This window comes from Martinezella lusitana (assembly GCF_014207095.1).
GTDB classification, from domain to species: Bacteria; Pseudomonadota; Alphaproteobacteria; order Rhizobiales; family Rhizobiaceae; genus Rhizobium; species Rhizobium lusitanum_B.
Genome location: NZ_JACHBG010000024.1, coordinates 21,015 through 43,706, shown reverse-complemented (window position 1 = coordinate 43,706; position 22,692 = coordinate 21,015). Strand labels below are relative to the sequence as shown.

Here is a 22,692-nt window from a genome sequence, read left to right as displayed (position 1 = left end):
ATCATGGCTGATTGACATATGATTATATATAAAATTGTTCAGTGATACAGATCTGTATATCAGAGTTGCGCTGCCTTACGGAATTGTCTATATATTATCCTGTATATCTCCCATCATGCGATACAGGATAATGATCGTGGCATATAAAACAGAGCATATAACACAGCAGTTACGCGCTGCCCGGGAAGGACAGAAAGTAAGCCAGCGTGAGCTGAGCGCTCGTTCGGGCCTGACGCAGAGCCATATTTCCCAGATCGAGCGGGGTACAATGGAGCCTGGGCTCGGCAGCTTGGTGGATGTGGCGCGCGCGCTCGACCTCGAGATCGTCCTTGCGCCGAAGAAGCTGATGCCGGCGATCCGCAACATCCTCGAAAGTAGTTCGGCGTCGAATGACGTCCTCACATCTGACCAACGCAAACTGGTCGCGCGTCTCGAGCGATCGTCTGCGCAGTACGGGTATGGGGTCGGGACGAGTGCCGACGCGGACGCGTTCAAGGATAGCCTGGGCCTCCTACGCCATCTGCCACTGACTCCCGACGAGCTGGACATCCTCAGGCGGGCAGCCAACCGCCTTGAAAATTCTCAGACCGACAAGATGTCACGTCAGGAAATGGGTGCGATCGTTCGCGAGATAAGGCAACTGCGCAACGCCGCGGTGCATCGCGACCGGGATGACGCAATCCCGCGCTCGGCCTACGCGCTGGATGAGGAGGACGATGATGCCTAAGGTCACGGTACTCGATGTCAGGCTAAACGGAGAACCGGTCGCGACCCTGACGAACCTGCAGGACGGGCGCACCATCTTCGCATTCAACGAGGACTATATCGAAAACGAAAAGCGGCCGACACTCAGCTTGTCCTTCAAGGACCCGTTCGGCGCCCTGATTACGAAGTTCCGCCCATATAACATGGTGGTCCCACCCTTCTTCTCGAACCTGTTGCCGGAAGGGCCGCTGCGAAAATACCTCGCCGAGCGTGCTGGCGTAAAACAGACGCGGGAATTCTTCCTGCTCTGGATGCTCGGTCGTGATCTGCCCGGTGCAGTGACGGTCCATCCCACCGTGGGTGATGACCTGCCGCCCGATGACGAGCAGGCTTCTGTCGAAGCGCGACCGAATGCATTGCGCTTTTCGTTGGCCGGTGTGCAGCTGAAATTCTCGGCCTTCAAGAACACCACGAAGGGAGGCGGCCTGACTATTCCGGCCGAGGGTACCGGTGGATCATGGATCGTGAAGCTGCCCTCCCAGCAGTATAGCGGCGTGCCGGAGAACGAATTCTCCATGATGACCATCGCCGCGATGATGGGCATGGACGTGCCGGAGATCCAGCTGGTCGAGCTGGATGCGGTGAGCGGCCTGCCACAGGGGGTAGGAGAACTGCACGGGCAGGCGCTCGCCATTAGGCGTTTCGACCGTACGCCGGAGGGTCCGGTGCATATCGAGGATTTTGCGCAGGTGTTTGGCGTGAAGCCGGATGACAAGTACAGCAAGGGCAATTACCGGATGATCGCCCGCGTCCTCGGCATCGAGACGAGCACGGCCGACGTGGCGGAGTTCATCCGCCGGTTGGTCTTCAGCACACTGATCGGCAATGGCGACATGCATCTGAAGAACTGGTCGCTGATCTACCCCGATCGCCGTACCCCTGCGCTCTCGCCGGCTTACGACCTGCTATCGACAATCCCCTATATCGAGGGAGAGGATACGGCCGCGCTTAACTTTTCACGCACGAAAAGAATGGCGGAGCTATCGAAGGACGAGCTTGCACATCTGGCCGCCAAGTCGGCGCTGTCCGAAAAGCTGGTCCTCGACACAGCACGCGAGACGGTCGGACGGTTTATGGATGTGTGGAAAAACGAGAAAAACAACCTGCCGATGGCCGCGAAGGTGCGCGAGACTATCGATGCACATCTGCCCACAATCGAGCTGTATCGGGAATTCAACGAAGCTACCTAGAAAAAGGTCATCATCGGAAGATGATGCCCCACCGCCAAGGATGAAATCATAGATCTATATAGGGTGCATTTTCCGGAGATTTTCGCTACTGGAACAATGTGAATCCTGGAACGACTTCACCATCGGCAAGGTCATGGACCACCGCTACCGTATGCCTTGCGCGGGTTAGGGCAACATAGAGTTTTGCACGGGTTTCGGCTTTCAACGCCGATTGGGCGCTCTTCAGCCAGTCCATCATTTCATTCGTCGGATAGATAATGACGCGGTCAAAACCGAGTCCCTTGGATCGTCCGAATGTAAGCGACGGCAGTTCTACAGATGCGACCTTAACGGCGGAACTCCATCGCAGCTGTACCGGTCGTCCGGTCTTGAGATAGCGTGGCAGATCGTTACGTCGGACGATGTGGAGACCCGCATCACCAGGGACCGGCTGCCTGCAGTCGACGCATTTACATGCAGTCGCAGCCGCCAACTTTGGATAGAGCTTCGACGATAGTTCACAGATAGCGGTGCTATTTCGGTGCGATGTCATGAGGCTGGTCACATCAATATCGCAGGTAACCTTTCGGGGAAGTTCCGCCCGAATGAAGTCGGCAATGCCGCCATCCCTGTACTTCTTAAGGCGAGCCTCCAGATGGGTCACATAGGTGACCTGACGGGGATCACCCACCATGACGACGTTGACGGGGCTTTGGAAGAGCGCCGCCAAAATGTCGAGGTCGTGGCCTGCCAGATCCTGCACCTCATCTACGAAAATAAAGTGATAGATACGGGAAAGCCGCTCGATGACAGCGCCGTCCGATGCCTCGTTGCACCGTATCATCAGCCTCGACAATTTGTCTGAATAGACGCGATTTCGACGGTCGAAGTAGCAGCGTCTGAAATCTTCCTCACCCCAATACATGGGACGGCCTTGCCGGTCGCGCCCGCGCAAACCGGATCTCTGCGAAACTAGAAGCATGCCAGCGACATCCCAATCGAACAGCTTGCCTTGAAAGGGCTTGATGCCGTGCTCGATCAGCAGACTGAACCAGGTCTGGATATGCACGTTGCCCGGAACCGAGCCATTGATTTCGAAAAATTTGCGCCGGATCTCTTTTTCGTTCGATTCCGTGTAGGTGGTGATGAGGACCCGTTTTTGTTCAACGGCAAGCGCCTGCCTGACGAGGTAGGTGGTCTTCCCCGAGCCTGCCGCAGCAATGACGAGCTTATTCGGCCCCATCATTTGGCGATCGCATCCAGAATATATTTCGGATAACTGATTTTCGTCTTCGCCGAGAAAATCGCCAGCGCGCATTCGGTCTTGTTGTTCTTCATATAACGATGAAGGTTATCGAGATCATGCTTGGTACCGAACAGCGTGTTGAAGGTCTCGACGCTATTGGATTTGACCAGTTTCGGCTCAAGGGTGTTATAGTTGAAAGGCTTGCCGCCGAGGACCAGGTCGCCCTTATCCACCACAGGATCATAGCAGATTGTGATATGATCGACGTCCTTGTATTTGGCGTACTTCTTTTCAAGCGCAGCAGTATCCCCGTCGTTGTCGGTTGCGACCACGACGGGGATTTTCAGCGCCGTCGCCAGTTCGAGAAAACGCAGGAACGAAAGCCCGACCGAGATGACATCGATCTCGTCGTCGATCGGCAATTTTCCCCCGTTGGTATCCATGTAGGCCCGTTGGACGACCAGCTCGTCCGCATCGCCCTCTACAAGGATCGACTTCTGCGACAACACGAGACGCAGCGTGTCATAGCCAGGCAGCTTATGGAAGAAGTCGCTCGCGTCCAGATCCTCGATCCGTGTGACCTTCGCTTCCCGTAACAGGATCAGGTGGTCCAGTCCTAGTTTGTTCGCGACGAAGCTGCTATGCGTGGTGATGATGACCTGCTTGCCGCTATTGTCGGTGCTGATATCGCTGATGAGCTGGTTGAGCTTCGAGTGCGAGAGGTGGTTTTCCGGTTCCTCGATCAGCAATACGGTCGCTTCGCTGTTCTTTTTGCTGCTCAGCGCGAGTCGCGTTTTGACGATGCACTGCTCGCCCTTGCCGATATAGTGGAAGGGCACATCCTCGATATAAGTCATGAGGCTGTTTTCCCAGGCATTATGAGACGACATATCGACCGAGATGCTGACCTTTTTTCGGCTGATCTTCGCCGCTTCCGCCAATCTTTCATTAATGGCGCCGACATTGCCGTCGGCCTTGAAGGCGTCTTTCAGCTTGCGGTGGGCTTGGGATATCGCAACACGTTCCTTGTCGTCCAAAAACTCTCTGACGATGCGGGAGATGTACATATCCGAACCGCTCTGCACACGCGTGCTTGTTGAATCGATGAGGGCCGATTTAATGGGAATGGTGCGAGGCATCGCCGGTTGGCGGGAGAATTCCGACCATTGCACCTGATAGAATTCCAAGGGTATCGAGTTGATCTCCCTGTTCTTCAGCAACTCGGTATAGGCACCGTCATATTTCTTGTCGAACTCGATCGAGAAGAGAAGGCCGCGAGCCTTGTCGTTTTTCTCGGAATTCCCGTTTCCGCGCAGGTCTTCCAACGCGTCGCTATCACCGCCGAAAAACAGCTCGATCTGGATCTCCGGCGGATCGAGAGGTTGTTTCGCGGCGATGCTGTCCAGATACGCCCGCTCGACCTTCCGGTTAAAAAGATAGGGAGATAATTCGTTGCGCAGGTATTTCCCGTTCAGCATACCCGTCAGGCATAGATGGATAGCTTCGAGCAGCGTGGATTTTCCGGCTTCGTTGTTGCCGACGATGATGTTGACGCCCCGATTGAAATCGGCTGCGAACCAGCCTTCGAAACACTTGAAGTTCTTTATCTTGACCTTCTCGATGTACATCGACTTCCCTATTTCCAGCGAGGCAAGAATTTCCAAATTGACACAGCTTCGGCGCGAACAATACGTTGCAAATGTAGGGTGACGCGAATCATCGGTGCGACGTCTCGGTGCGATGGTTTTACTATCGACAGGTGCGACGGGGGAGGCCTTGAATGTGGGCAGATAATGAGACTGAAAAAGACTTCCTTAATTTTTCGGGAGTGGCCGACACCGTAGCGGAAATCATCGTCCAGGCGCGGGGGCGCCCAATTTCAATCGGTGTCTCGGGATCATGGGGCATTGGAAAATCCTCCATGATAAAACTGACCCAAGCATCCCTCGCTAACCGAGAGAGGAAAGAAGGCGAGAAGGACTTCGTCTTCGTCGAATTCAATGCTTGGCTTTACCAAGGTTATGACGACGCTCGCGCCGCATTGATGGACGTCATCGCGACGAAGCTAGAGCAGGAAGCAAGAGCGCGCGAAAGAGGAGTAGACAAGGCCAAGGCGCTCATCAAGCGCGTGAACTGGCTGCGTGCAATGAAGCTCGCTGCCGGTTCGGCGATAGCGGTGTCGATGGGACTTCCTCCAACTGGGCTCATCGGCGAAGTGTGGGGGCTGGGGCAGCGGTTTCTAGGTGGTTCCGTCGACCAAAAACTAATCGAAGACGCCAAATCGAAAGCGGGTGAGGTGGCAAGTGCTGCCTCCGGGCTTCTCAATCCGGCAGAGGAAACCTCACCACCTAAGGAAATCCAAGCCCTCAGGGATAATTTCGAGGAGACCCTTGAGGAGCTTGGGGTAACTCTTGTCGTGTTGATCGACGACCTTGACCGTTGCCTCCCCGAGACGACGATCTCGACCCTTGAGGCCATACGGCTGTTCCTGTTTCTGAAAAATACGGCATTCGTCATCGCGGCCGACAACGACATGATCAAACACGCCGTCCGCAAGCATTTCGAAGGCGTTCCCGACGATCTACTTGTAACGAGCTACTTCGACAAATTGATCCAGGTGCCTATCCGCGTTCCTCCCTTGGGAACGCAGGAAGTCCGCGCGTACATGATGTTGCTCTACATCGAAAACAGCGACTTGAAGGACGACGTAAAGGAAAAACTGCGGGTTGGGATAATCGATCAGTTGCGAAAGACGTGGCAGGGCGCGCGCGTCGACAAGGCATATGTAACGGGACTGCACGAGAACATACCGGCAGATCTTATCGGACGTTTTGATACGGCTGAAAGGCTTGCGCCTATCATGACGACTGCCTCGGGCATCGTCGGTAATCCCCGACTGATCAAGCGTTTCCTGAATGCACTTTCTATCCGCATGGCGATCTCCAATGCTCAGGGCGTCGGCGTGGATGAGGCGGTCCTCGCCAAGCTTCTCCTGTTCGAACGTCTCGGTAGCCCGTTGGCTTACGCCGAACTATTGAAGGCCGTTAGCCAAGACGATGACGGCAAACCCAGATTCCTGAAGGATTGGGAAGAAGCGGCCACAGAGGGAAAAGACCTAAACCTTGCCGCGCCCTGGGATGCTCCTTTCTCGAGGGAATGGCTGGCTTTGCCTCCGCCGCTACACGATGCGAAGTTGTTGGGCGCTTTGTATGTGAGCCGCGAGCACGCGCCGCTCATAACGCCCGGTGACCGTTTAACGACCGAAGCGGCCGAAATATTGACCGCAATGCTCACCCACCCTGAAATGGCTGCGGCCCTGGTCGACAAATTGGCACGCGTGTCGCGCGTAGAAACCTCGATCATTATGGATCGTCTCCTGGACCGTGCTCATCAAGAACAAGAATGGGGAGTTCCAGCTATCCTGGAAGCCTGCCTCGCGGTTGCGAAAGCCGATCCTCAGCAAGGACTACGATTGGCGGCATTTCTGAACGATCGTCCACCGGCGCAGATTACTCCGGGGATCGTTCCGAAAATCGGAGACCAACCTTGGGCGGACGGCGTTTTCGAGAAATGGAAGCGCACGGGCGTGCCGCTGGTGGTCAAAAGAGCGATTGAGAAGGCCGAACAATAATGGGGACATCTCAATCAAGTAACGGACCCAAGGGAGGCGTCCACATGGTGCCCGCGTGGACCCCCGCGCCACCGGCGGAAGATCCGCCTTCCGGTGATCAACCACCGGACGCGCCGCCAGACCCCGCTCCAGATCTAAATCCGCCGGAGCAGGAGCCGGTAGATGCCGCTCCCAACAAACCCGTTGCGCCTAACGTGCCGCCACCAGCGGCCCCTCTCGCGCCCGGTCACCGGTTCGCTGGTACCCGCCGAAGCCTTGGCGAATTTGCGAAGGCCGGAAACTTAAGTGATATGCGCCGCAGCTTGGGAAACTACGTGCGTAACGGCTACGGCGGATCGAGGACGACCACCAGCAGATTTGGTGGGACCGCTTCCACAGCCAGTGCACTCGGCGGCATCCTCGAAACTATGGGGCAACAGCCCGCAGGCAGTGCACTGGATCCGGCGCTTCTTGCGGGCCGCACCGCGAACGAGGTGATGGATGCTGTCGTCGAAGCGGTTCGGCCGGTCGACGGCACTCAGGACGCCGAGGCTGAACGAACCGCCATCAAGGACTCGCTTTCGGATCTCTTGGTGAAGTACCCTGATGCCGATTTGGCTGCCCTGACACCGGAACAGCGTGAATTCGCCATCGAGCGTTTCACCGCAATGGATGTTGCTCGTCGGTTCGAACTCGATGTCGGAAAAACAATCATCGAGAAAGCGCCCACCGCCACAGTGGCTCTCAGTCGCCTGAAACAGGTGCGTGACTACATCAAGCAGACCGTAGCTGCTTCCTTTCGCAAACTCAGAGCGGCGGGCAAGAGCGTAAACTCGAACCGTATCGCCGCGGTGGTTAGAGATGCACTACGGGATACCTTTCAGGTTTTCGAGGGATACGCAGAATGAGGCTCGTTTGTGGACCTGGATCGTTCGAGCTTCCATTGGAAGAAGGCGATCTGCGTGTTGTCCTGTATGGTCAGCCACGCATCCCCTCGGAGGCAAGTGCGGGTGAAGCCGTCAAGGCAGAGCTTCGGCGAAAGGGGCTGAACCCCCATCGACGGGCATGGGATCTGCTTTCGATCGCACTTTCAATCATCACCGCCGACTTTTCGGTACTGCGGGATGACAGCGCCGATGGCTGGACTAGAGAGATTGAACTCGATGTCGCCGTTTCCGACCGAGCTTTCTGGAATACGATGGCCAACGAATTTCGGCAGGCGCTCGCGTTCCTGACAACGGACCGCTGGAAGCTTCGGTTTCATGACGGCGGCGTTTTACCCGCTCCGCCGAAGAAGATTTCGGTGCTGAAAGAAGACTGCGTCGTGTTGTTGTCCGGCGGATTGGACAGTCTCGTTGGCGCAATCGATCTGACTCGTGATGGATTGAAGCCGGTGGCAGTCAGCCAGAACGTTCGAGGGGACGGTCTGAAGCAACGGGATTTCGCACAGGAAATTGGTCTGACGAAGCACCTGCAGCTCAATCACGTTGCGACTTCCCCCACCGTGCAGGAAACGTCACAGCGAGCGCGCTCTCTGATCTTTTTGACCTTTGGCGTGGTCGTAGCTACATCGCTGGAGAAATACGCAAAAGGCAACACCGCCCCGCTCTACGTTTGCGAAAATGGGTTCATTGCGATCAATCCGCCGCTCACCGGTTCCCGGCTTGGAAGCCTGAGCACGCGCACGGCGCACCCTGTCTTCCTAACGCGATTCCAGAAGATCCTCGATGCCGCAAGCCTCAACGTGAAGATCGAAAATCCCTACGCCCAAAAAACGAAGGGCGAGATGCTTATCGAATGCAAGGACCAGATTTTCCTTCAGACCGAGGCCGCGCATTCGACCAGCTGTGGGCGCTTTCAGCGGTTCAATTACCGGCACTGCGGTCGCTGCGTTCCCTGTCAAGTGAGACGGGCAGCATTCGTCGCATGGGACGCGAAGCGCGATACGACGGATTACGTCTACGAGCCCTTGGGAAAGGATGATGAAGACCACGCGTCGTTCGATGATGTTCGTTCCGTTGCCATAGCGTTGGCTTCGGTGAAAGCTGACGGCCTCGATCGGTGGCTTGGCCACACCTTGTCGCCTCCGGATATTGGTGATCGTAACGGTGTCCGCGGCATGCTAGATCGAGGGTTAAACGAACTCGGTGAGCTGCATCGACTATATGGTGTTAAGTGATTGACTTCCATTGCCATCTTGATCTGTACCCGGATCCTGTTGCGGTCACGCAGTCCTGCGTGAGCCGGAATATCTATGTTCTCTCTGTCACTAACACGCCCTCGGCTTGGGAAGGTACGCTTGCTCTTTCACATAAGGCAAAGCGGATCAGAACGGCGCTCGGGCTGCACCCACAGATTGCACATGAACGCCATGGCGAACTTCCCTTATTTGAAAAACTCCTGCCATCAGCCACATACGTAGGGGAGATCGGGTTAGACGGCTCACCCGAGTTGCGACCCCACTGGGAAACCCAAAAGCGGGTGTTTCATCGCATTTTAGATCTATGCGACCAGGCGGGCGGTCGTGTAATGACTATTCATAGTCGGCGGGCGGCCACGCAAGTAATGGACGCACTCGAAGCGCACAAAGGCGCAGGAACACCAATCCTTCATTGGTTTTCGGGGACAAAGCGAGAGCTGGATCGCGCCGTCTCCATGGGCTGTTGGTTCAGCGTGGGACCAGGGATGATCCATGGTCAGAAGGGCCGGGATATCGTCAAAATGATCCCCCGTGATCGCCTGTTAACCGAATCTGACGGACCATTCACACAAATCGAGGGCAGGTCTGTTCTACCATGGGAGCTCGACCGCGTATTGAACGCGATCGCAGAACTGTGGTCGGAAGATGCGCTTTCGGTCGAAGGGCGGGTGGCGGAGAACTTACGACAATTGGGCTATGGTCGAGCCGAAAGCTAACCGCGCATAAGGGGCGCGATCGCTTGTCGAGAGCATCCTCCTAAAATATGCGTTGCGTCAAAACCATGGGCCATTCGATTTATCGCGAAATGAATGTGTTTTCAGTACCTTGCAAAATTTCGTTCCGGTCGGTAGTTCGAATTGGTTCAAGGCGTGCGAGGTTGGCGATATGGCGATCCTTGCGGCACCGTCGAGGACATCTCGAGATCTGTTGAGCGGACTGTCTTCGATCCTTCGCAAAGGCTGTTGAAAAGATCAGGTCTCGGCACGGTTAAGAGCGAGATGCGAAGGGTCAGGCAGGTGCGCCAGCCGGCTGATTGCGACGAACGCAAATACGGCAATCGCGCCGACAGTGGCGGCAACCGTTAGTGACCAGAACACCCCGACGTTCGTCATCAGGAATGCCAGGATAAAGGGCGCCGTCGACGAGACCACCAGACGGATGGCCAATACCTGTCCCTGTCGTTGGCCGTAACCCTCACTGCCGAAGAGCGCCAACGGCAAGGTTCCCTGCACGATGCTGCTCAAGCCCGAGCCGAGGCCAAAGACCACGGCGAACACCAGTGCGCCTGGCACGGAGGGGGCGGTGACAATCAGGATGACCAGCGCGGCCGGCAACAGCACGGCGGAGATCAGCGCCAGCACCAGCTGCGGTAGGCCGCCTCCGAAGACCATGTTGATGAACCGGCTCAGCACCTGCGACGGGCCGAACAGCGTGCCTACCATGAGCGCCATCGCTCCGAGCCCAAGTCCCGACAGAACCGGGACCATGTGGACGAGGAGCGCGGCATTGACAAAGCTCTCCAGCGCAAAGCCTGTTACCATTAGCATGAAGGCTGGCGAGCGGATCGACGGAGAGAGACTTGGCTCGACATGCTTTGCAGGCTCGGCCGATGCACGCTTGCGGCTTCTGGTGACGCTGGACGACAGCCACGCATGGATCGGCAGGCAGACAGCGACATTGAGCGCAGCGAAGACCAGATAGACATTCTGCCACGACATATGCGCGTTGAGCGCCGTCGTGATCGGCCAGAAGATCGTCGAGGCGAAGCCGGCGATCAGCGTCAGGTAGGTAATGCTGCGCTGGGCGACCTTTGGTCTGATCTGAACGAGAAGCGCGAAGGCCGCACCGTACTGCACGAGATTGGAAGCCGTCTCAAGCGCGATCAGGGCGGCGACGAAGGCAATCTTGCCAGAGGCAAACGCACAAGCCACAAGGGCGGCGGCGGCAATCGCCGAGCCGGCTGTCATGACGCGACCGGCACCAAAGCGGTCGATCCACTTGCCCATGGCTGGGGCCGCCAAGCCGCCGATCAGGAGACCGGCCGACAACGCGCCAAAAATCCATTTCGACGACCATTTCAGATCCCGCGCTATGCCCGGTGCGAGGATGCTGAAGCTGTAATAGAGCGATCCGTACCCGATGATCTGCGTGAGACCGAGGGCAAGGATAGCCGCGACGGGCGGTCGTTCGGTGCTGATCATCGTCATATGGATTTGAGGCTCACGCGCTGTTCGAGTTTTTCGGCCTCCTCTTTCCGCTCGCTGTAGCGGTCTGTCAGGTAGCCGGACGCATCACGCGTCAGCCAGGTGAACTTTGCCAGCTCCTCGCAGACATCGACGACACGGTCATAATAGGAGGATGGCTTCATCCGGCCCTTGGCATCGAATTCCTGGAAAGCCTTTCGAGTGCTGCGGCAACCTCCCGCTCGCCCCAACCGGCGTCGACCGCCTTGCTGACAAGGCGAAGGACAGATGCAGCGCGTACTGGCACCAAAGGTGCCGGTCCGGATCTGAACTCTCACAGCGAGGAGGTTGAATATAGTCATCTCTGAAATGTCGCGATTATCTTTCTCCGCGTCAAGTGATGGCCGCCTTGCCACCAAGGATATGCGCACAGTTGAACTTGGATATCCGCCACACCGGTAGTGCTTTCCTACAACCCCTGATCAACCTAATTATGCGCGATTTGCAAGTCATTTACCGTCGCTGCAAGACCATTGGTATGGATGGAGGGGGCTGCGTATGCCAGCCTCGGGCTCAGGTCTAAGTGATTTGCCAGCAGGTTCCTCTTTAACCGATTGGCTATCTTCCGAGACCTCATCGCGAGCAGGGGCCATGGCCCCACCCACGCCTCAGAGCATCTATTTCCGCAACAATGCTTGGTTGGCTTTGTCCAGGCAGACGGCGGCGAATGCCAACAGGATCGTGCAAATCGATGAATAGATGGTGCTACGGAACACGTCGGCCATGCCCACATCGATCCTCAGAAATTCAAGTGTGGCGCCGATCATAAAGAAGATTGCGCCAAGGCCGAGCACCAAGACTGCGGCATTCAAGGTCAGGCGTACCAGTCTCATCCGTTCATGTCCTCTCCCTTTAGGCGTCACGACACCGAAGTGGTGATTCTGTCCGGCTTTTGAGAACGAGTGAAGAACCGCTTTTCACTGGTTATGGATGTGGGAGCGGAAAGCAGTGCCGATCCGATAGCGCGGCAAGGATCTTGTCTTTCTCTGCGATGAAGATGCGCCCCTCATAAACCCCTGTTTGATGAGGCGAGCTGTCTCCCTCCGCTAGTACCAGCAAGGGCAAGGACTGGTTTTGCTCTCCAACAAGGGCGATGACGCTTTGTCTGGGTCTCGGCCATTCTATGCGCTCGACATTAAGCTTCATCGCCAAATCCGGGAACGAGGCCAGCACCCCCTCCAGAAGGGCGCAGTGCCAGCAATAAAACTGCTGACCTGGATAGGCAGAATCGTCAAAGCCCGGGCGCAGCAAGAACAGTCGGTCGCGGTTCGCCATTTCATTTCCTTTCCGATTTCAGTGCATTGTAGAGCGCGGGCTTGCCAATCTTCAAGTGCGCGGCAGCCTCTTGCACGGCCCGCAAAACGTCCGTTTGTCGGACAGGCTTTTTCCAGTTCGCCACACCTCCGCAACGAAATTGAAAGATTAGGCAAAGGTGCGGTATGGGTCAATTTAGGCCGAATAGGCTGTCCGAAATATCTCCTCTGTTCGAAAGCCTGCCAAGATAATTTATGACCAGGTCATTTTGCCCCGTACGGACAGTTATTGGACTGCGTGTCAGTTTCTGCAGTCGCTGCCAGTGATCAAGTCCCTGATCGGAAACATATCTTCGCCGTAGTGGTGAAGCCGGGTGTGATGCCGTCGGCATAACCACCGCACCCTTAAAGGCTCATCGTATTGATCATGATGGGCATCGACCGCTTCGATCCCGCAAACCTCGCATATTTGCTTTTCTAGCTCGCCTGCCTTCACCGCTCGCTGCACAGCAAGGTGAGCATCGTATTTGCCTGGATTGGCACGGCGCCAATTCGCTTGGCGGGTATCGGTTTTCAGCATCACAGCATCCTGCTTGTCTATCCCTGCATCACCTATGAAACGAGGTGCCGTGAATAGGCATAGCACGGCGTAAATCGTTCTTCATTTGTTTTCCCATCGGTGCCACGTGATTTCACAGGCACGTCCTTCGGACCAGGCTCTATTCCGCCGCAGCCTTGCTGCAGCTCCACGGAACCCCTGACGGGTTGGTGTTCCCACAGGTGGCGGTCCGTAATGTATTTAGGCGTGCTGGCTATGATGGACCGAGGTAGAAAGCGCGTGTTGTCGACTATGTAGCTGACGCTTCCGCTGACGCCCTCGAGTGCGGATGCTATGGCCCGATCGCACATCCTGTGAATAGTACTGCCCCATGCACCTGAAACCGCCTCCTGGGACCAGGCTTGCTCCAGCCCTTGCTTCAACACGATTGATCCGACGTCAAGGGAAGCGGTTTCGAGGCACGGCTCTGAACTCGGGTTAACGTTTCTTCCCTGAACGGTTTGGGTGTGATTCAAGAGTGTCGGTGATTTGGAGGCCGACATGTTTGAAGACGATCGCCCGCGGCTGCGGGTTTTGCTGGACCATTTTAGTCTCGTTGAGGATGAGCGGGAGCAATGGCGGGTCGCCCATCCGTTACCCGAGGTGCTTCTTCTGGTCGTTTGCGGGACGATCGGCGCATGCGACGATTTTGACGAGGTCGTCGAATGGGGAGAGGATAACCTGGCGTTTTTACGTCGGTTTCTTCCCTATCACCATGGCATACCGGGTTCGCGCTGGCTGCGCATTCTGCTCAACCGGATCGATCCGGACCTGTTTTCGAACTGCTTCATATCCTGGGCGGCGACGCTTCGACCCGATGCTCCGGCGCTGGTGGCGATTGACGGAAAGACCTCGCGCGGCAGTCATGACCGGGCCAACGGCCGGGCGGCGCTGCATCTCGTCTCGGCTTTCGCCACCCGTGAACGGCTGGTTCTTGGACAAGAGGCAGTGGCAACGACAAGCTGTGAGCAGGACACCATCCCCTTGCTGCTGGAACGGTTGGCCGAAAAGGATCGCCTGAAAGGCGCGCTCGTGACCATCGACGCCATTGCCTGCAATGCCAAAACCGCCCAGGCGGTGCTCGATGCAGGCGCTGATTACCTCCTGGCGGCCAAGGCCAATCAGCCCGGCCTGATGGGTGAGATCGAGCGCTTCTTTGCCGACGCTCCGGCAAACCTCACCTCAACCGTGACCGAAGTCGACAAGGGCCATGGCCGGGTCGAAGAGCGGCGGGTCACCGTCTCCACTCAAATCGACTGGCTCTCCGGCGACAGGCGCTTTCCCGGCGAATACCGCTTCCCGTCCATCGCCACCATCGTCAAGGTGCAAGCACAAGTCTATGAAAAGTCCAGGCAAAGCAGCCAGGTCCGCTTCTATATCTCCTCGCGGTCGATGACCGCGCTCCAGTTCGCCGAGGCCATACGTGGCCATTGGGCCATCGAGAACTCCCTCCATTGGGTACTCGACGTCACCTTCAACGAGGATGCCGCCCGATCTCGAACCGGGCATGGACCAGCCAACATGGCCGTCGTCCGACACTTCGCCATCAACATGGTTCGAAGCCATAACGACAAGCGCAGTATCAAACTCAGACGAAACAAAGCAGGCAGAAACCCACAATACATGGCCGAAATCATCCGAGCATGACTGTTAACCCGGATTCAGAGCCGTGGTTTCGAGGTGCCGCAGCGCGTCCATGATGATGGCCGCCGCGGGCGCCTCGCGGACCTCGAGAACCTTTTCACCGGTTGAAATGTGTTCGAGCCCGACAAAGCGGCCGTGTCCGAATTTACCAACTGTTTTATTTAGGAGCGGGATTGTGTCGATCAGTGCAACGTCATGGTCATCAATTGACACGAGATTTCCGTCGATAAACCCCAGTTTGATCTCTACCGGCTGCTGCGCGGCAATGTTACGGGTCCAATCAAACGCCTCTTCCGGGATAGAAAAGTTCTCGGGATCGTCCAAAGGTCCAGACTCAAATTCCCGGCACCAGAGGTTTTCGTCCCCGCTCCACGTGCGATCCGTCACAAAAGTCAGTCCGAACTTGGAGAGGGCGGCGGCCTTCTGCTGCCGGCAAATCACCGAGCATTCATACGGACTGCCGAAGTTATCGGAGTCCACGCGATAGATTTCCGACGCGGTGAGCGACACAGCACCGTAACCTTTGGTCCTGATGGTCTGGGGTGCCTGAACAACCGCAATTTGCTTAGCACCCGAGGAAAAGAACTGACCTATCTGGGATTGGGTCCAATATTGCGCTCCTTGCCCTTTTGATGCGCCGCGAACAAAAGCGAGAATCCCATCCTCGGTGGATACGAGATTCCACATGCGGCTCTACCAGCTCGCAGTCCACACCATCAACGGCGTCGTCATGGCAGGCGAGACGCTGATGCTCGTCGTACCGGAGGCAGATGATCTGACCGTCGAAGCCCGGGTGGCCACCCGTGACATCGACCAGATCCACGTCGGGCAGTTGGTCGAGATCCGCTTCAGCGCCTTTAACCAGCGCACCACGCCCGACGTCGAGGCGGAGGTCGTGACGGTCGCTCCCGACCTCGTAACCGATGAGCGCACCGGGGCCACCTATTATCCGCTGCGCATCCACCCCGATCCGGAAAGCCTCGCCAAGCTCAAGGGCCTTTCGCTCTACCCCGGCATGCCCGCCGAGGTCTTCATCAAGATCGCCGACCGTACCGTCATCTCCTACCTGACAAAGCCGCTCACCGACCAGATGCAGCATGCGTTTCGGGAGGATTGAGCAGCGCGTGGCTGGAGCGGCGAGTAGGTATCGGCGAATGAGGTGGGCGCCTCGGGCGGGGCAGCGGTTTTTAAGAACGATGCGTTCCGGGGGAATGCTTCGTCGGCGTATGGGGGTTCGCAGCGCCTCACGTGCAGGCTGTGGCTCATATGTAATTGGGGTTAGGACAGGAGCAGTTCAAAATCCTGCGCTAAGGACGAATGGATCATGAACATCGGTTATTGGCCTCTGAGTAGCAACGGTACAGAAAACCTAAGCGATCGGGCGGTTTATGGTGAGGTCAATCCTTCTCTACTGTGCGTCCTCCAAACTGGTACCGGAAGTCTTGACCCCTGCAGAACGGTACAGCCGTAACTGCGCACAATCGAAGAGAGAGGAATCCCAAGATGCCGCATCCAAGCCAGACCGGAAAACCAAGCCAGACGAGCGACGACTGGTGGATTAACGACCAGACGCCCGACAACCCATATGGCAAGAGCGAGGATTATGAGTCCTTTATCGACCATCTTGGGTCATTGCCCAGTTGGCTGACGCCCGAGATCGCTGCGGGAACGGTGAGGATCAATCTCTACGAACTCAACAACCACCCGGAATACAAGGCCGCCGCGATCGGCGCCTTAGAGATGTGGGCGTCTGTCACACCCCTGAAATTCGAAATCATCGACGACGCGCCGTTCGACGGCACCACGGACCAGATTGAGGTTGTCAGCCCCGAACTTGGCGAGGAGGACGATGGCATGGCCTATTCGAACGGTCACCATGTCAGCATCGGCCAGGGTTTCGACGACAAGGAAGCCCACAAGACCGATGTCGGCGGCTATGTCTTCCAAGCCTTCATGCATGAATTCGGCCATCAATTCGGTCTGAATCATCCTGGAGACTACAATTACAGCGGTCCCGACGGCGCGAGCCGATCACCTATCGGAACGATGCGACCTGGATATATGATCGGTGGCAATACAGCGTCATGTCCTATTTCGATAGCAACGCTGTCGGCGAAACCAGCCTCTGGTTTGCGTCGACGCCGCTTATGGCCGACATCGAGGCCTTCATTCGCCGCCTTTTTTCAACCGTTGACGCGAATGGAGTGCGCACCTACCAGCACATCGACCTCAACACAGAGAACAATATCTACGGCTTCGGGAGCCCACAGCGTAGCTACCAGCTGACCTCCTCTGGCAAGCAGCATGACATCGGCTTCGCGATCCATGATACCGGCGGGACCGACACGATCGATTTCTCCGGCTCGACGGCGGGTACGATCCTCGACTTGCGCGCCGGACATTTCTCCAGCGTCAACGGTTGCAGCAACAATGTTTCGATCTTCGCTGGACACAACGCGGATGCGACCGACTATTACGTCGAGAACGGCATCGGCAGCAGCCATGACGATGTCCTGATCGGCAACGACGGCGCCAACGTCCTCGACGGCCGCGGCGGCGCCGACCGCATGGCTGGCAACGGCGGCGACGATATCTATTTCGTCGATTCCCCGGACGACGTCATTCACGAGAAGGCCAACGGCGGGAACGACACCGTCATCCTCCTGTCCAAGAACCTGAAAATTCCGCAAATCGCCAACGTCGAACACATCATCTACGCCGACGAATTGCCTGGCAACGATGGCAACATCCTCTGTGGCGGAGCTGGCGAGGACACGCTGACCGGCGGCGAGGGTCAGGATACATTCCGCTTCTCGCCTGAGCTTGGGAACGGTAATGTCGAGCGGATCAAGGACTTCAGGGTGATCAACGACATGATCCTGCTGGACAGTCTCGTCTTTGAGAGCGGCGGTGGAGACGGCGCTCTCGCCTTGGGCGCGTTCCACGGGAGCGCGGAGGGCATCGCTCATAACGCAGGCGACCGCATCATCTACAACACCGATAGCGGCGCGTTGTCATATGACGTCGACGGAGGCGGAGAGCTTGCGGCCATTCAGGTTGCGCAGCTGACCCCAAATCTGAGGCTTTCGGCAGCCGACTTCATTGTCATCTAACTCGATACCAGGAGGGGCGCTTGCAGGCGCCCCTTCCGATACTACATTTGCAGTGGTTTATCTTTTCGAGCCCTTAGCTGAGCGGCAATCTCGCTACCGCAGGGCCTTGCGAGGCAATCATGGAGAGTGTGCGATGAAGCACCGGACCGACCGCCGCACAGTATTACAGGCCGTTGGGGCTGCGGCTGTTGCGGCGGTCGCCGGACCAGTCGCTGCTCAATCGTCGGATATTCGCGGCACGGTCACGTTCGAGGGCGGCGCGGTGATACCGAAGGGTCGTCTTGAGATTTATCTCGAGGACCGTGCCATTCAAAATAATGCGCGACGTCGCGCCACGGAAACGCGCATCAGAAGCGACGGCGGGTCAAAGGCGATAGCCTTTTCCTTGTCCCTGCCCGCAAGCTCGGCTGCTTCGAGAACGCTGCAGATCGTCGCGCGCTTGGAGCGTGCGGATGGCCTGCTGGTTGCGCGCGGGAGCACCCAGCTCAAGGCGGCTTCGCCTGTCGACGTCACACTCAACATCGTGATGTATTAAGGGGGCAAGACCAATGACTGACGACAGAACTCGTCTCGAAAATCGATGTCGACAGGTGACCGCCTGACTCGCGCGTAGACACTGGCTAATAGCGGCAGGCTTTGCTCCACCAAACTGGCGCACCATCAAATCCCAGGTTGAGAGATCGATCTGCGGGTGAGGGCACCCAAGGGCTAGGGACTTTGGTTGTTCGGCCGCCTTTCAGAAGGGGCGTGTGAGCTGCTCATAGGTCCGCCGGTACAAGGCGTCGCCAAACAGCCGCAGGACAGCGTTCCGGATCGCACTCGAACCCGGCCTAAGTTTATCGCAAGCGCGCGATTTCTCCTGTACCCAGCAGACGCGACCAAATTTCAAGGGCGGCTACCCGCTTTCCGACGTCACGCGCAGAGCGCCTGCCCCATCTGGCCGGACCGATGCGTCACTCATTCTCGTCAGGTTGCTTCGAGCACCATGTTGAGGGGCGTCTGGGCTGCACGCCGGATATGAGTGAAGCCGCCTGAGCGGATCACCTCGGCCAATCGCCGCTCTCCAGCTTGCGCACCGAGCGCGAGCCCTGTCTCCTGGGCAAGCGAGGTCGGAACGCAGATCATCGTCGAGGCTGAGTAGTAGAGCCGTCCAACCGGATTGATATTCTCCTCCAGGGTATCTCCGGCCGTTGGTTCGACCACCATCCAGACCCCGCCTTTTTTTAACGCCTTTCGGATATGAGCCGCAGCGGCTTTCGGGTCGCCCATGTCGTGCAAACAGTCGAAGCAGGTGATCAAATCGAAATCTCCGCCGTCGAAATCCTGCGCCCGGCCAACCTCGAAGTGCAGGTTCGTCAACCCGTGTGCCTGGGCGTGCGCGATCGCAGCGGCAATCGAGCCTGCATGGAAGTCGTAGCCCACAAAGCGGGAATTGGGAAACGCCTGCGCCAGAAGGATCGTGGATAGCCCGTGCCCACATCCGACGTCCGCCACCTTCGCGCCCGTTTCCAATCTATCGATTACACCGTGGAGTGCCGGCAGCCAGTCCTGCACAAGGGAATTAATATAACCTGGGCGGAATAGTCGCGCGACGGCGCAGAACATGCAGCCAGCCTGATCTCCCCAGGCAACGCCTCGGCCGGTTTTGAAGGCGGACTGCACCTTCGGCTGGTTTTCGACCATCGCAGCAGCGATATCGAACGCGCCAACGAGATTGACCGCGCTGTCCGGCTCGGCAAACACGAAGGCCTGCTCCGGCGTCAGCGAGAACAATCCTCGCTCATGATGCACATAACCTGAGGCTGCCTGTGCCGCCAGCCACTCCCGCACATAACGAGGTGCGCATCCCGAGGCATCGGCAAGTTCGTCGGCCTTCACCGGCCCGACTGCCTTCAGCGTCCTGTATAGCCCGAGAGCATCTCCAATCCGTACCAGCGGCACGCTGAGCGCTCCGCCAAGGTCGTCAAGGACGCGGCTCACGAGTTCATTGAGCGTTGTTTCGTTGATTTCTGTCATGTGAAATTCCTCGTGATTTGTGGCGGCCTCATGCGCCGCTTGTGGTTCAAGGGGTCGGAAACAGATGAACTCGATGCCCTCGATTTCGGATGTATGCACCGCCTACGCTTTGCGTAGACGCTCATCTAGAACCTGCGCATCCCTCTAACTGCATGGCCTTCTCGCACGACAGTAACGCGTAGACGCTTGCGGTGCGCAAACTGGGCGGTTTAATCGCCATCCGTTTTCAGCGAATAATGCCGCCGATGGTACCTCCGTCGCGCTCTTGGGTTTAGCCCCCCGGCTTCTTCTGAGCACTACTCGTGCCAATCAGGTCGCCCCCGCAACCGTCCGAGATTGCGGATGTTTCATCGGGGGGGTGTAGGGTTGCGGACATGTCGTGTCGCAATCCGCCCCCGATCAGTGCCACGATGAAGAGGAAGTTTTGGGAGGGGCGACAACAAATGGGCGAAGACGGTATTAACGAACGCCCGGATCTCGATGCAAGCTGCGGGTCTGAAAGCCGAGGAACTGAGAATGGCCAACACTGATCTAATTCCGGCATCACTGCTCGCACGCAAGGCTGTCGTATGTCTGCGGCAGTCACAACCAGAGGTCATGTCTAACTTAGAATCATAAGCGGCCGAAGAATTCGTTTTTCTTTCCCAACCTGATTTCGCGATTCAAAGGTGCAGACGGACAGGCTGGTTGCGATTTCGCTCACTGGGGCGACCAGCCATAATCCCCATCGGCCTCCCCAACGCGTGCACTGGGTTGGACGCCGGGCGATCAACGGCCAATATAAAGTTTGTAAGGCGCTTAAGAAAATGACTGCCCTCAGAGCTCGTATGTCGATCAGTCCCCGCACTTCGGCGTCAGTTCTTCAGCACCCATCGTGCCATGCACGACAGATTGCGTTTGAGAAAATTCTTCCGATAAGCCATCGCTCAAAACAGTAATTCAATCCATTTTGCTCGGAAGATTAGAACATCTTCGCCTTTCTAAAAGCTACTAAATATATAGGGTAAATTATCTAATCAATCGGGACTCGTGGTCATCATGAACATCCTCGCGCTGAGTGGCAATGTCAAAAGACCGTCCCGCACGGCGTCCTTGGTGAAGGTCGCCGCCGATCGCCTGCGGCAGCGCGTTGGTGGCCACGTGCAGTGCATCGAGCTTGTCGATGCAGCACCGGTGCTCTTTCGGGCGCTCAGAGCTGATCAGCTCGATACCGAGGGCAGGGCGGTCATTGCCGCGGTGGAAGGAGCCGATATCATCATCGCCGGATCACCCGTTTATCGGGCGTCCTACAGCGGCGCGCTGAAGCATCTGTTTGACCTTGTCGATCATCGAGCGCTGACGGGCAAGCGCGTCGTCCTCGCCGCAACCGGCGGCACGCCGTTGCATGGCCTGATGCTTGAGCACCAATTGCGGCCGCTCTTCGGCTTCTTCAATGCGCTGACCGTCCCGACCTCGATCTATGCGCTTGAGGCCGACTTTACCGATCACGAGCTCAGGAATCCTGCCGTCCTCGAGCGCGTGGATCGAGCCGTCGAAGAGGTTTCTGAAATCACGCCGGCGCTCGACATCGGAGCGATCGCGGCCTCGGCAAAACACAGCGGATTGGCAGCTTAGCCATAGAACGAAATTCCAGAGGGAGCCTTACATGACTTTTTCCAATGCCTCAAACGATCCGGTCAAATTTGCCTATTGGGTGCCGAATGTCTCGGGAGGACTGGTGATTTCGAATATCGAACAGCGCACAAGCTGGACGATCGAATACAACAGAAAGCTTGCGCAGATCGCCGAAGCGAGCGGTTTCGACTATGCCCTAAGCCAGATCCGTTTCACGGCAGGCTATGGAGCGGAATTTCAGCATGAGTCCGTTTCGTTCAGTCAGGCCCTTCTTGAATCGACGACGACATTGAAGGTGATCGCAGCGATCCTGCCTGGTCCTTGGAATCCGGCCGTTGCCGCCAAGCAGATTGCCACCATCAATCACCTGACCAACGGGCGCGTCGCAGTCAATATTGTCAGCGGCTGGTTCCGCGGTGAATTTGCCGCCATTGGCGAGCACTGGCTTGATCATGACGAGCGCTATCGCCGCTCGGAGGAGTTCATCCGTGCGCTTCGCGGTATCTGGACCGAGGATAATTTCACCTTCCGCGGCGATTTCTATCGCTTCAACAATTATTCGCTGAAGCCGAAGCCGATCGATCCGCAGCCGGAAATCTTCCAGGGCGGCTCCTCACGCGCAGCTCGCGACATGGCGGCGCGTGTGTCGGACTGGTACTTCACCAACGGCAATACGCCGGCCGAGATCCGCAAGCAGGTTGACGACATCCAATCGAAGGCCAAGGAGAATGGCCATTCAGTGCGGATCGGGGTGAACGCCTTCGCAATCGTGCGCGAAACCGAGGAAGAAGCCAAGGCAGTGCTTGCCGAGATCATCGAGAAGGCCAATCCCGAGGCGGTCAATGCTTTCGGGCATGAAGTTAAGAACGCCGGCAAGGCGTCGCCGGAAGGCGAAGGAAACTGGGCGAAATCTTCTTTCGAAGACCTCGTTCAATATAATGATGGCTTCCGCTCGAACCTCATCGGCACGCCACGGCAGGTTGCCGAGCGGGTTGTGGCGCTGAAGCAGGCGGGTGCGGATCTGATTCTGCTGGGCTTCCTGCATTTCCAGGAGGAGGTCGAGTATTTCGGCAAGCATGTGATTCCGCTGGTTCGTGAGCTCGAAGAGGCCGCCAGCACGCAGCCAGTGGCGGCCGAATAGGCCTCGCTGCAGCAAAATACCTCGTAAAGTGAAACATGATGGGTGCGTGGGCCGATTGGTCCACGCCGACGGGATTGGCG

The 22,692-nt window shown here is 57.2% G+C and carries 18 protein-coding genes and 3 pseudogenes; 12 read left to right on the top strand and 9 right to left on the bottom strand.

What is annotated here, in order from left to right; genetic code table 11:
• The first annotated feature begins 136 nt into the window (after positions 1-136).
• Both GGD46_RS28535 and GGD46_RS28530 read left to right on the top strand, forming a co-directional pair.
• A complete protein-coding gene (locus GGD46_RS28535; RefSeq protein ID WP_015341966.1) occupies positions 137-727 on the top strand; it encodes a helix-turn-helix domain-containing protein in 591 nt (196 codons plus the stop codon).
• Positions 720-1,955, top strand: a complete 1,236-nt coding sequence (locus GGD46_RS28530; protein ID WP_004119898.1) for a type II toxin-antitoxin system HipA family toxin — start codon at positions 720-722, stop codon at positions 1,953-1,955. Before GGD46_RS28535 ends, GGD46_RS28530 begins: the two co-directional genes overlap by 8 nt.
• Before the next feature lie 85 nt (positions 1,956-2,040).
• Here GGD46_RS28530 and GGD46_RS28525 read toward each other — a convergent pair whose 3' ends face one another.
• On the bottom strand, positions 2,041-3,252 hold the full coding sequence (locus tag GGD46_RS28525; protein WP_245305019.1) for a UvrD-helicase domain-containing protein: 1,212 nt from the start codon (positions 3,250-3,252) through the stop codon (positions 2,041-2,043).
• Positions 3,177-4,808 (bottom strand): ATP-dependent nuclease, encoded by a 1,632-nt coding sequence (locus GGD46_RS28520; protein ID WP_004119902.1) that lies wholly within the window; start codon positions 4,806-4,808, stop codon positions 3,177-3,179. The genes GGD46_RS28525 and GGD46_RS28520 overlap by 76 nt, the downstream gene beginning before the upstream one ends.
• 152 nt (positions 4,809-4,960) lie before the next feature.
• Here GGD46_RS28520 and GGD46_RS28515 point away from each other — a divergent pair, with 152 nt between their 5' ends.
• From GGD46_RS28515 to qatD, 4 genes are all read left to right on the top strand, one after another.
• A complete protein-coding gene (locus tag GGD46_RS28515) occupies positions 4,961-6,811 on the top strand; it encodes a P-loop NTPase fold protein (RefSeq protein WP_004119903.1) in 1,851 nt (616 codons plus the stop codon).
• 290 nt (positions 6,812-7,101) lie between these two features.
• Positions 7,102-7,698, top strand: coding sequence for a Qat anti-phage system associated protein QatB (gene qatB, locus GGD46_RS28510; RefSeq protein ID WP_240535452.1), 597 nt, complete (start codon positions 7,102-7,104; stop codon positions 7,696-7,698).
• A 35-nt stretch (positions 7,699-7,733) separates the two neighbouring features.
• Complete coding sequence (gene qatC, locus GGD46_RS28505; RefSeq protein ID WP_240535453.1) at positions 7,734-8,969, top strand: Qat anti-phage system QueC-like protein QatC; 1,236 nt, start codon at positions 7,734-7,736, stop codon at positions 8,967-8,969.
• Positions 8,966-9,706: a Qat anti-phage system TatD family nuclease QatD gene (qatD, locus tag GGD46_RS28500; protein ID WP_004119906.1), complete on the top strand. Its 741-nt coding sequence runs from the start codon at positions 8,966-8,968 to the stop codon at positions 9,704-9,706. The genes qatC and qatD overlap by 4 nt, the downstream gene beginning before the upstream one ends.
• Before the next feature lie 255 nt (positions 9,707-9,961).
• On the opposite strand, the gene arsK is transcribed toward qatD, so the two are convergent.
• The 5 genes and pseudogenes from arsK to GGD46_RS28475 form a co-directional block, all read right to left on the bottom strand.
• Complete coding sequence (gene arsK, locus GGD46_RS28495) at positions 9,962-11,197, bottom strand: arsenite efflux MFS transporter ArsK (protein WP_004119907.1); 1,236 nt, start codon at positions 11,195-11,197, stop codon at positions 9,962-9,964.
• A pseudogene (locus tag GGD46_RS28490) lies at positions 11,194-11,400 on the bottom strand (arsenical resistance protein ArsH); the annotation flags it as partial. The gene arsK and the pseudogene GGD46_RS28490, both read right to left, overlap by 4 nt.
• Positions 11,401-11,850: 450 nt before the next feature.
• On the bottom strand, positions 11,851-12,066 hold the full coding sequence (locus tag GGD46_RS28485; protein ID WP_004119909.1) for a hypothetical protein: 216 nt from the start codon (positions 12,064-12,066) through the stop codon (positions 11,851-11,853).
• A gap of 91 nt (positions 12,067-12,157) precedes the next feature.
• On the bottom strand, positions 12,158-12,508 hold the full coding sequence (locus GGD46_RS28480; protein WP_004119910.1) for a DUF3088 domain-containing protein: 351 nt from the start codon (positions 12,506-12,508) through the stop codon (positions 12,158-12,160).
• Between the two features lie 279 nt (positions 12,509-12,787).
• Positions 12,788-13,066 (bottom strand): hypothetical protein, encoded by a 279-nt coding sequence (locus tag GGD46_RS28475; protein ID WP_004119911.1) that lies wholly within the window; start codon positions 13,064-13,066, stop codon positions 12,788-12,790.
• A gap of 519 nt (positions 13,067-13,585) precedes the next feature.
• On the opposite strand from GGD46_RS28475, the gene GGD46_RS28470 reads away from it, so the two are divergent.
• Positions 13,586-14,731, top strand: coding sequence for an ISAs1 family transposase (locus GGD46_RS28470; protein WP_004128957.1), 1,146 nt, complete (start codon positions 13,586-13,588; stop codon positions 14,729-14,731).
• A gap of 3 nt (positions 14,732-14,734) precedes the next feature.
• Here GGD46_RS28470 and GGD46_RS28465 read toward each other — a convergent pair whose 3' ends face one another.
• Entirely contained in the window at positions 14,735-15,415 is a 681-nt protein-coding gene (locus GGD46_RS28465; RefSeq protein ID WP_004119915.1) for an argininosuccinate synthase domain-containing protein, read from the bottom strand.
• A 1-nt stretch (position 15,416) separates the two neighbouring features.
• On the opposite strand from GGD46_RS28465, the pseudogene GGD46_RS28460 reads away from it, so the two are divergent.
• The 3 genes and pseudogenes from GGD46_RS28460 to GGD46_RS28450 form a co-directional block, all read left to right on the top strand.
• Positions 15,417-15,845, top strand: a pseudogene (locus GGD46_RS28460) (HlyD family secretion protein); the annotation flags it as partial.
• 386 nt (positions 15,846-16,231) lie between these two features.
• A pseudogene (locus GGD46_RS34460) lies at positions 16,232-17,766 on the top strand (M10 family metallopeptidase C-terminal domain-containing protein); the annotation flags it as partial.
• 208 nt (positions 17,767-17,974) lie between these two features.
• Positions 17,975-18,376 carry a twin-arginine translocation signal domain-containing protein gene (locus GGD46_RS28450; RefSeq protein ID WP_004119921.1) on the top strand — a complete coding sequence of 134 codons (402 nt, stop codon included), beginning with the start codon at positions 17,975-17,977 and terminating at the stop codon, positions 18,374-18,376.
• Between the two features lie 431 nt (positions 18,377-18,807).
• On the opposite strand, the gene GGD46_RS28445 is transcribed toward GGD46_RS28450, so the two are convergent.
• A complete protein-coding gene (locus GGD46_RS28445) occupies positions 18,808-19,857 on the bottom strand; it encodes a class I SAM-dependent methyltransferase (protein ID WP_004119923.1) in 1,050 nt (349 codons plus the stop codon).
• 1,038 nt (positions 19,858-20,895) lie between these two features.
• On the opposite strand from GGD46_RS28445, the gene msuE reads away from it, so the two are divergent.
• Together msuE and sfnG are read left to right on the top strand one after the other, a co-directional pair.
• Complete coding sequence (msuE, locus tag GGD46_RS28440; RefSeq protein WP_028755187.1) at positions 20,896-21,471, top strand: FMN reductase; 576 nt, start codon at positions 20,896-20,898, stop codon at positions 21,469-21,471.
• 31 nt (positions 21,472-21,502) lie between these two features.
• Positions 21,503-22,612: a dimethylsulfone monooxygenase SfnG gene (sfnG, locus tag GGD46_RS28435; protein WP_004119927.1), complete on the top strand. Its 1,110-nt coding sequence runs from the start codon at positions 21,503-21,505 to the stop codon at positions 22,610-22,612.
• The last annotated feature ends 80 nt before the right edge of the window (positions 22,613-22,692 follow it).

Excerpts from the sequence above, each read along its gene's own strand:
- GGD46_RS28530 (WP_004119898.1), top strand. The coding sequence starts at position 720 with ATGCCTAAGGTCACGGTACTCGATGTCAGGCTAAACGGAGAACCGGTC.
- GGD46_RS28525 (WP_245305019.1), bottom strand. The coding sequence starts at position 3,252 with ATGCGCGCTGGCGATTTTCTCGGCGAAGACGAAAATCAGTTATCCGAA.
- GGD46_RS28520 (WP_004119902.1), bottom strand. The coding sequence starts at position 4,808 with ATGTACATCGAGAAGGTCAAGATAAAGAACTTCAAGTGTTTCGAAGGC.
- GGD46_RS28515 (WP_004119903.1), top strand. The coding sequence starts at position 4,961 with ATGTGGGCAGATAATGAGACTGAAAAAGACTTCCTTAATTTTTCGGGA.
- qatB (WP_240535452.1), top strand. The coding sequence starts at position 7,102 with ATGCGCCGCAGCTTGGGAAACTACGTGCGTAACGGCTACGGCGGATCG.
- arsK (WP_004119907.1), bottom strand. The coding sequence starts at position 11,197 with ATGACGATGATCAGCACCGAACGACCGCCCGTCGCGGCTATCCTTGCC.
- GGD46_RS28485 (WP_004119909.1), bottom strand. The coding sequence starts at position 12,066 with ATGAGACTGGTACGCCTGACCTTGAATGCCGCAGTCTTGGTGCTCGGC.
- GGD46_RS28480 (WP_004119910.1), bottom strand. The coding sequence starts at position 12,508 with ATGGCGAACCGCGACCGACTGTTCTTGCTGCGCCCGGGCTTTGACGAT.
- GGD46_RS28475 (WP_004119911.1), bottom strand. The coding sequence starts at position 13,066 with ATGCTGAAAACCGATACCCGCCAAGCGAATTGGCGCCGTGCCAATCCA.
- GGD46_RS28470 (WP_004128957.1), top strand. The coding sequence starts at position 13,586 with ATGTTTGAAGACGATCGCCCGCGGCTGCGGGTTTTGCTGGACCATTTT.
- GGD46_RS28465 (WP_004119915.1), bottom strand. The coding sequence starts at position 15,415 with ATGTGGAATCTCGTATCCACCGAGGATGGGATTCTCGCTTTTGTTCGC.
- GGD46_RS28450 (WP_004119921.1), top strand. The coding sequence starts at position 17,975 with ATGAAGCACCGGACCGACCGCCGCACAGTATTACAGGCCGTTGGGGCT.
- GGD46_RS28445 (WP_004119923.1), bottom strand. The coding sequence starts at position 19,857 with ATGACAGAAATCAACGAAACAACGCTCAATGAACTCGTGAGCCGCGTC.
- msuE (WP_028755187.1), top strand. The coding sequence starts at position 20,896 with ATGAACATCCTCGCGCTGAGTGGCAATGTCAAAAGACCGTCCCGCACG.
- sfnG (WP_004119927.1), top strand. The coding sequence starts at position 21,503 with ATGACTTTTTCCAATGCCTCAAACGATCCGGTCAAATTTGCCTATTGG.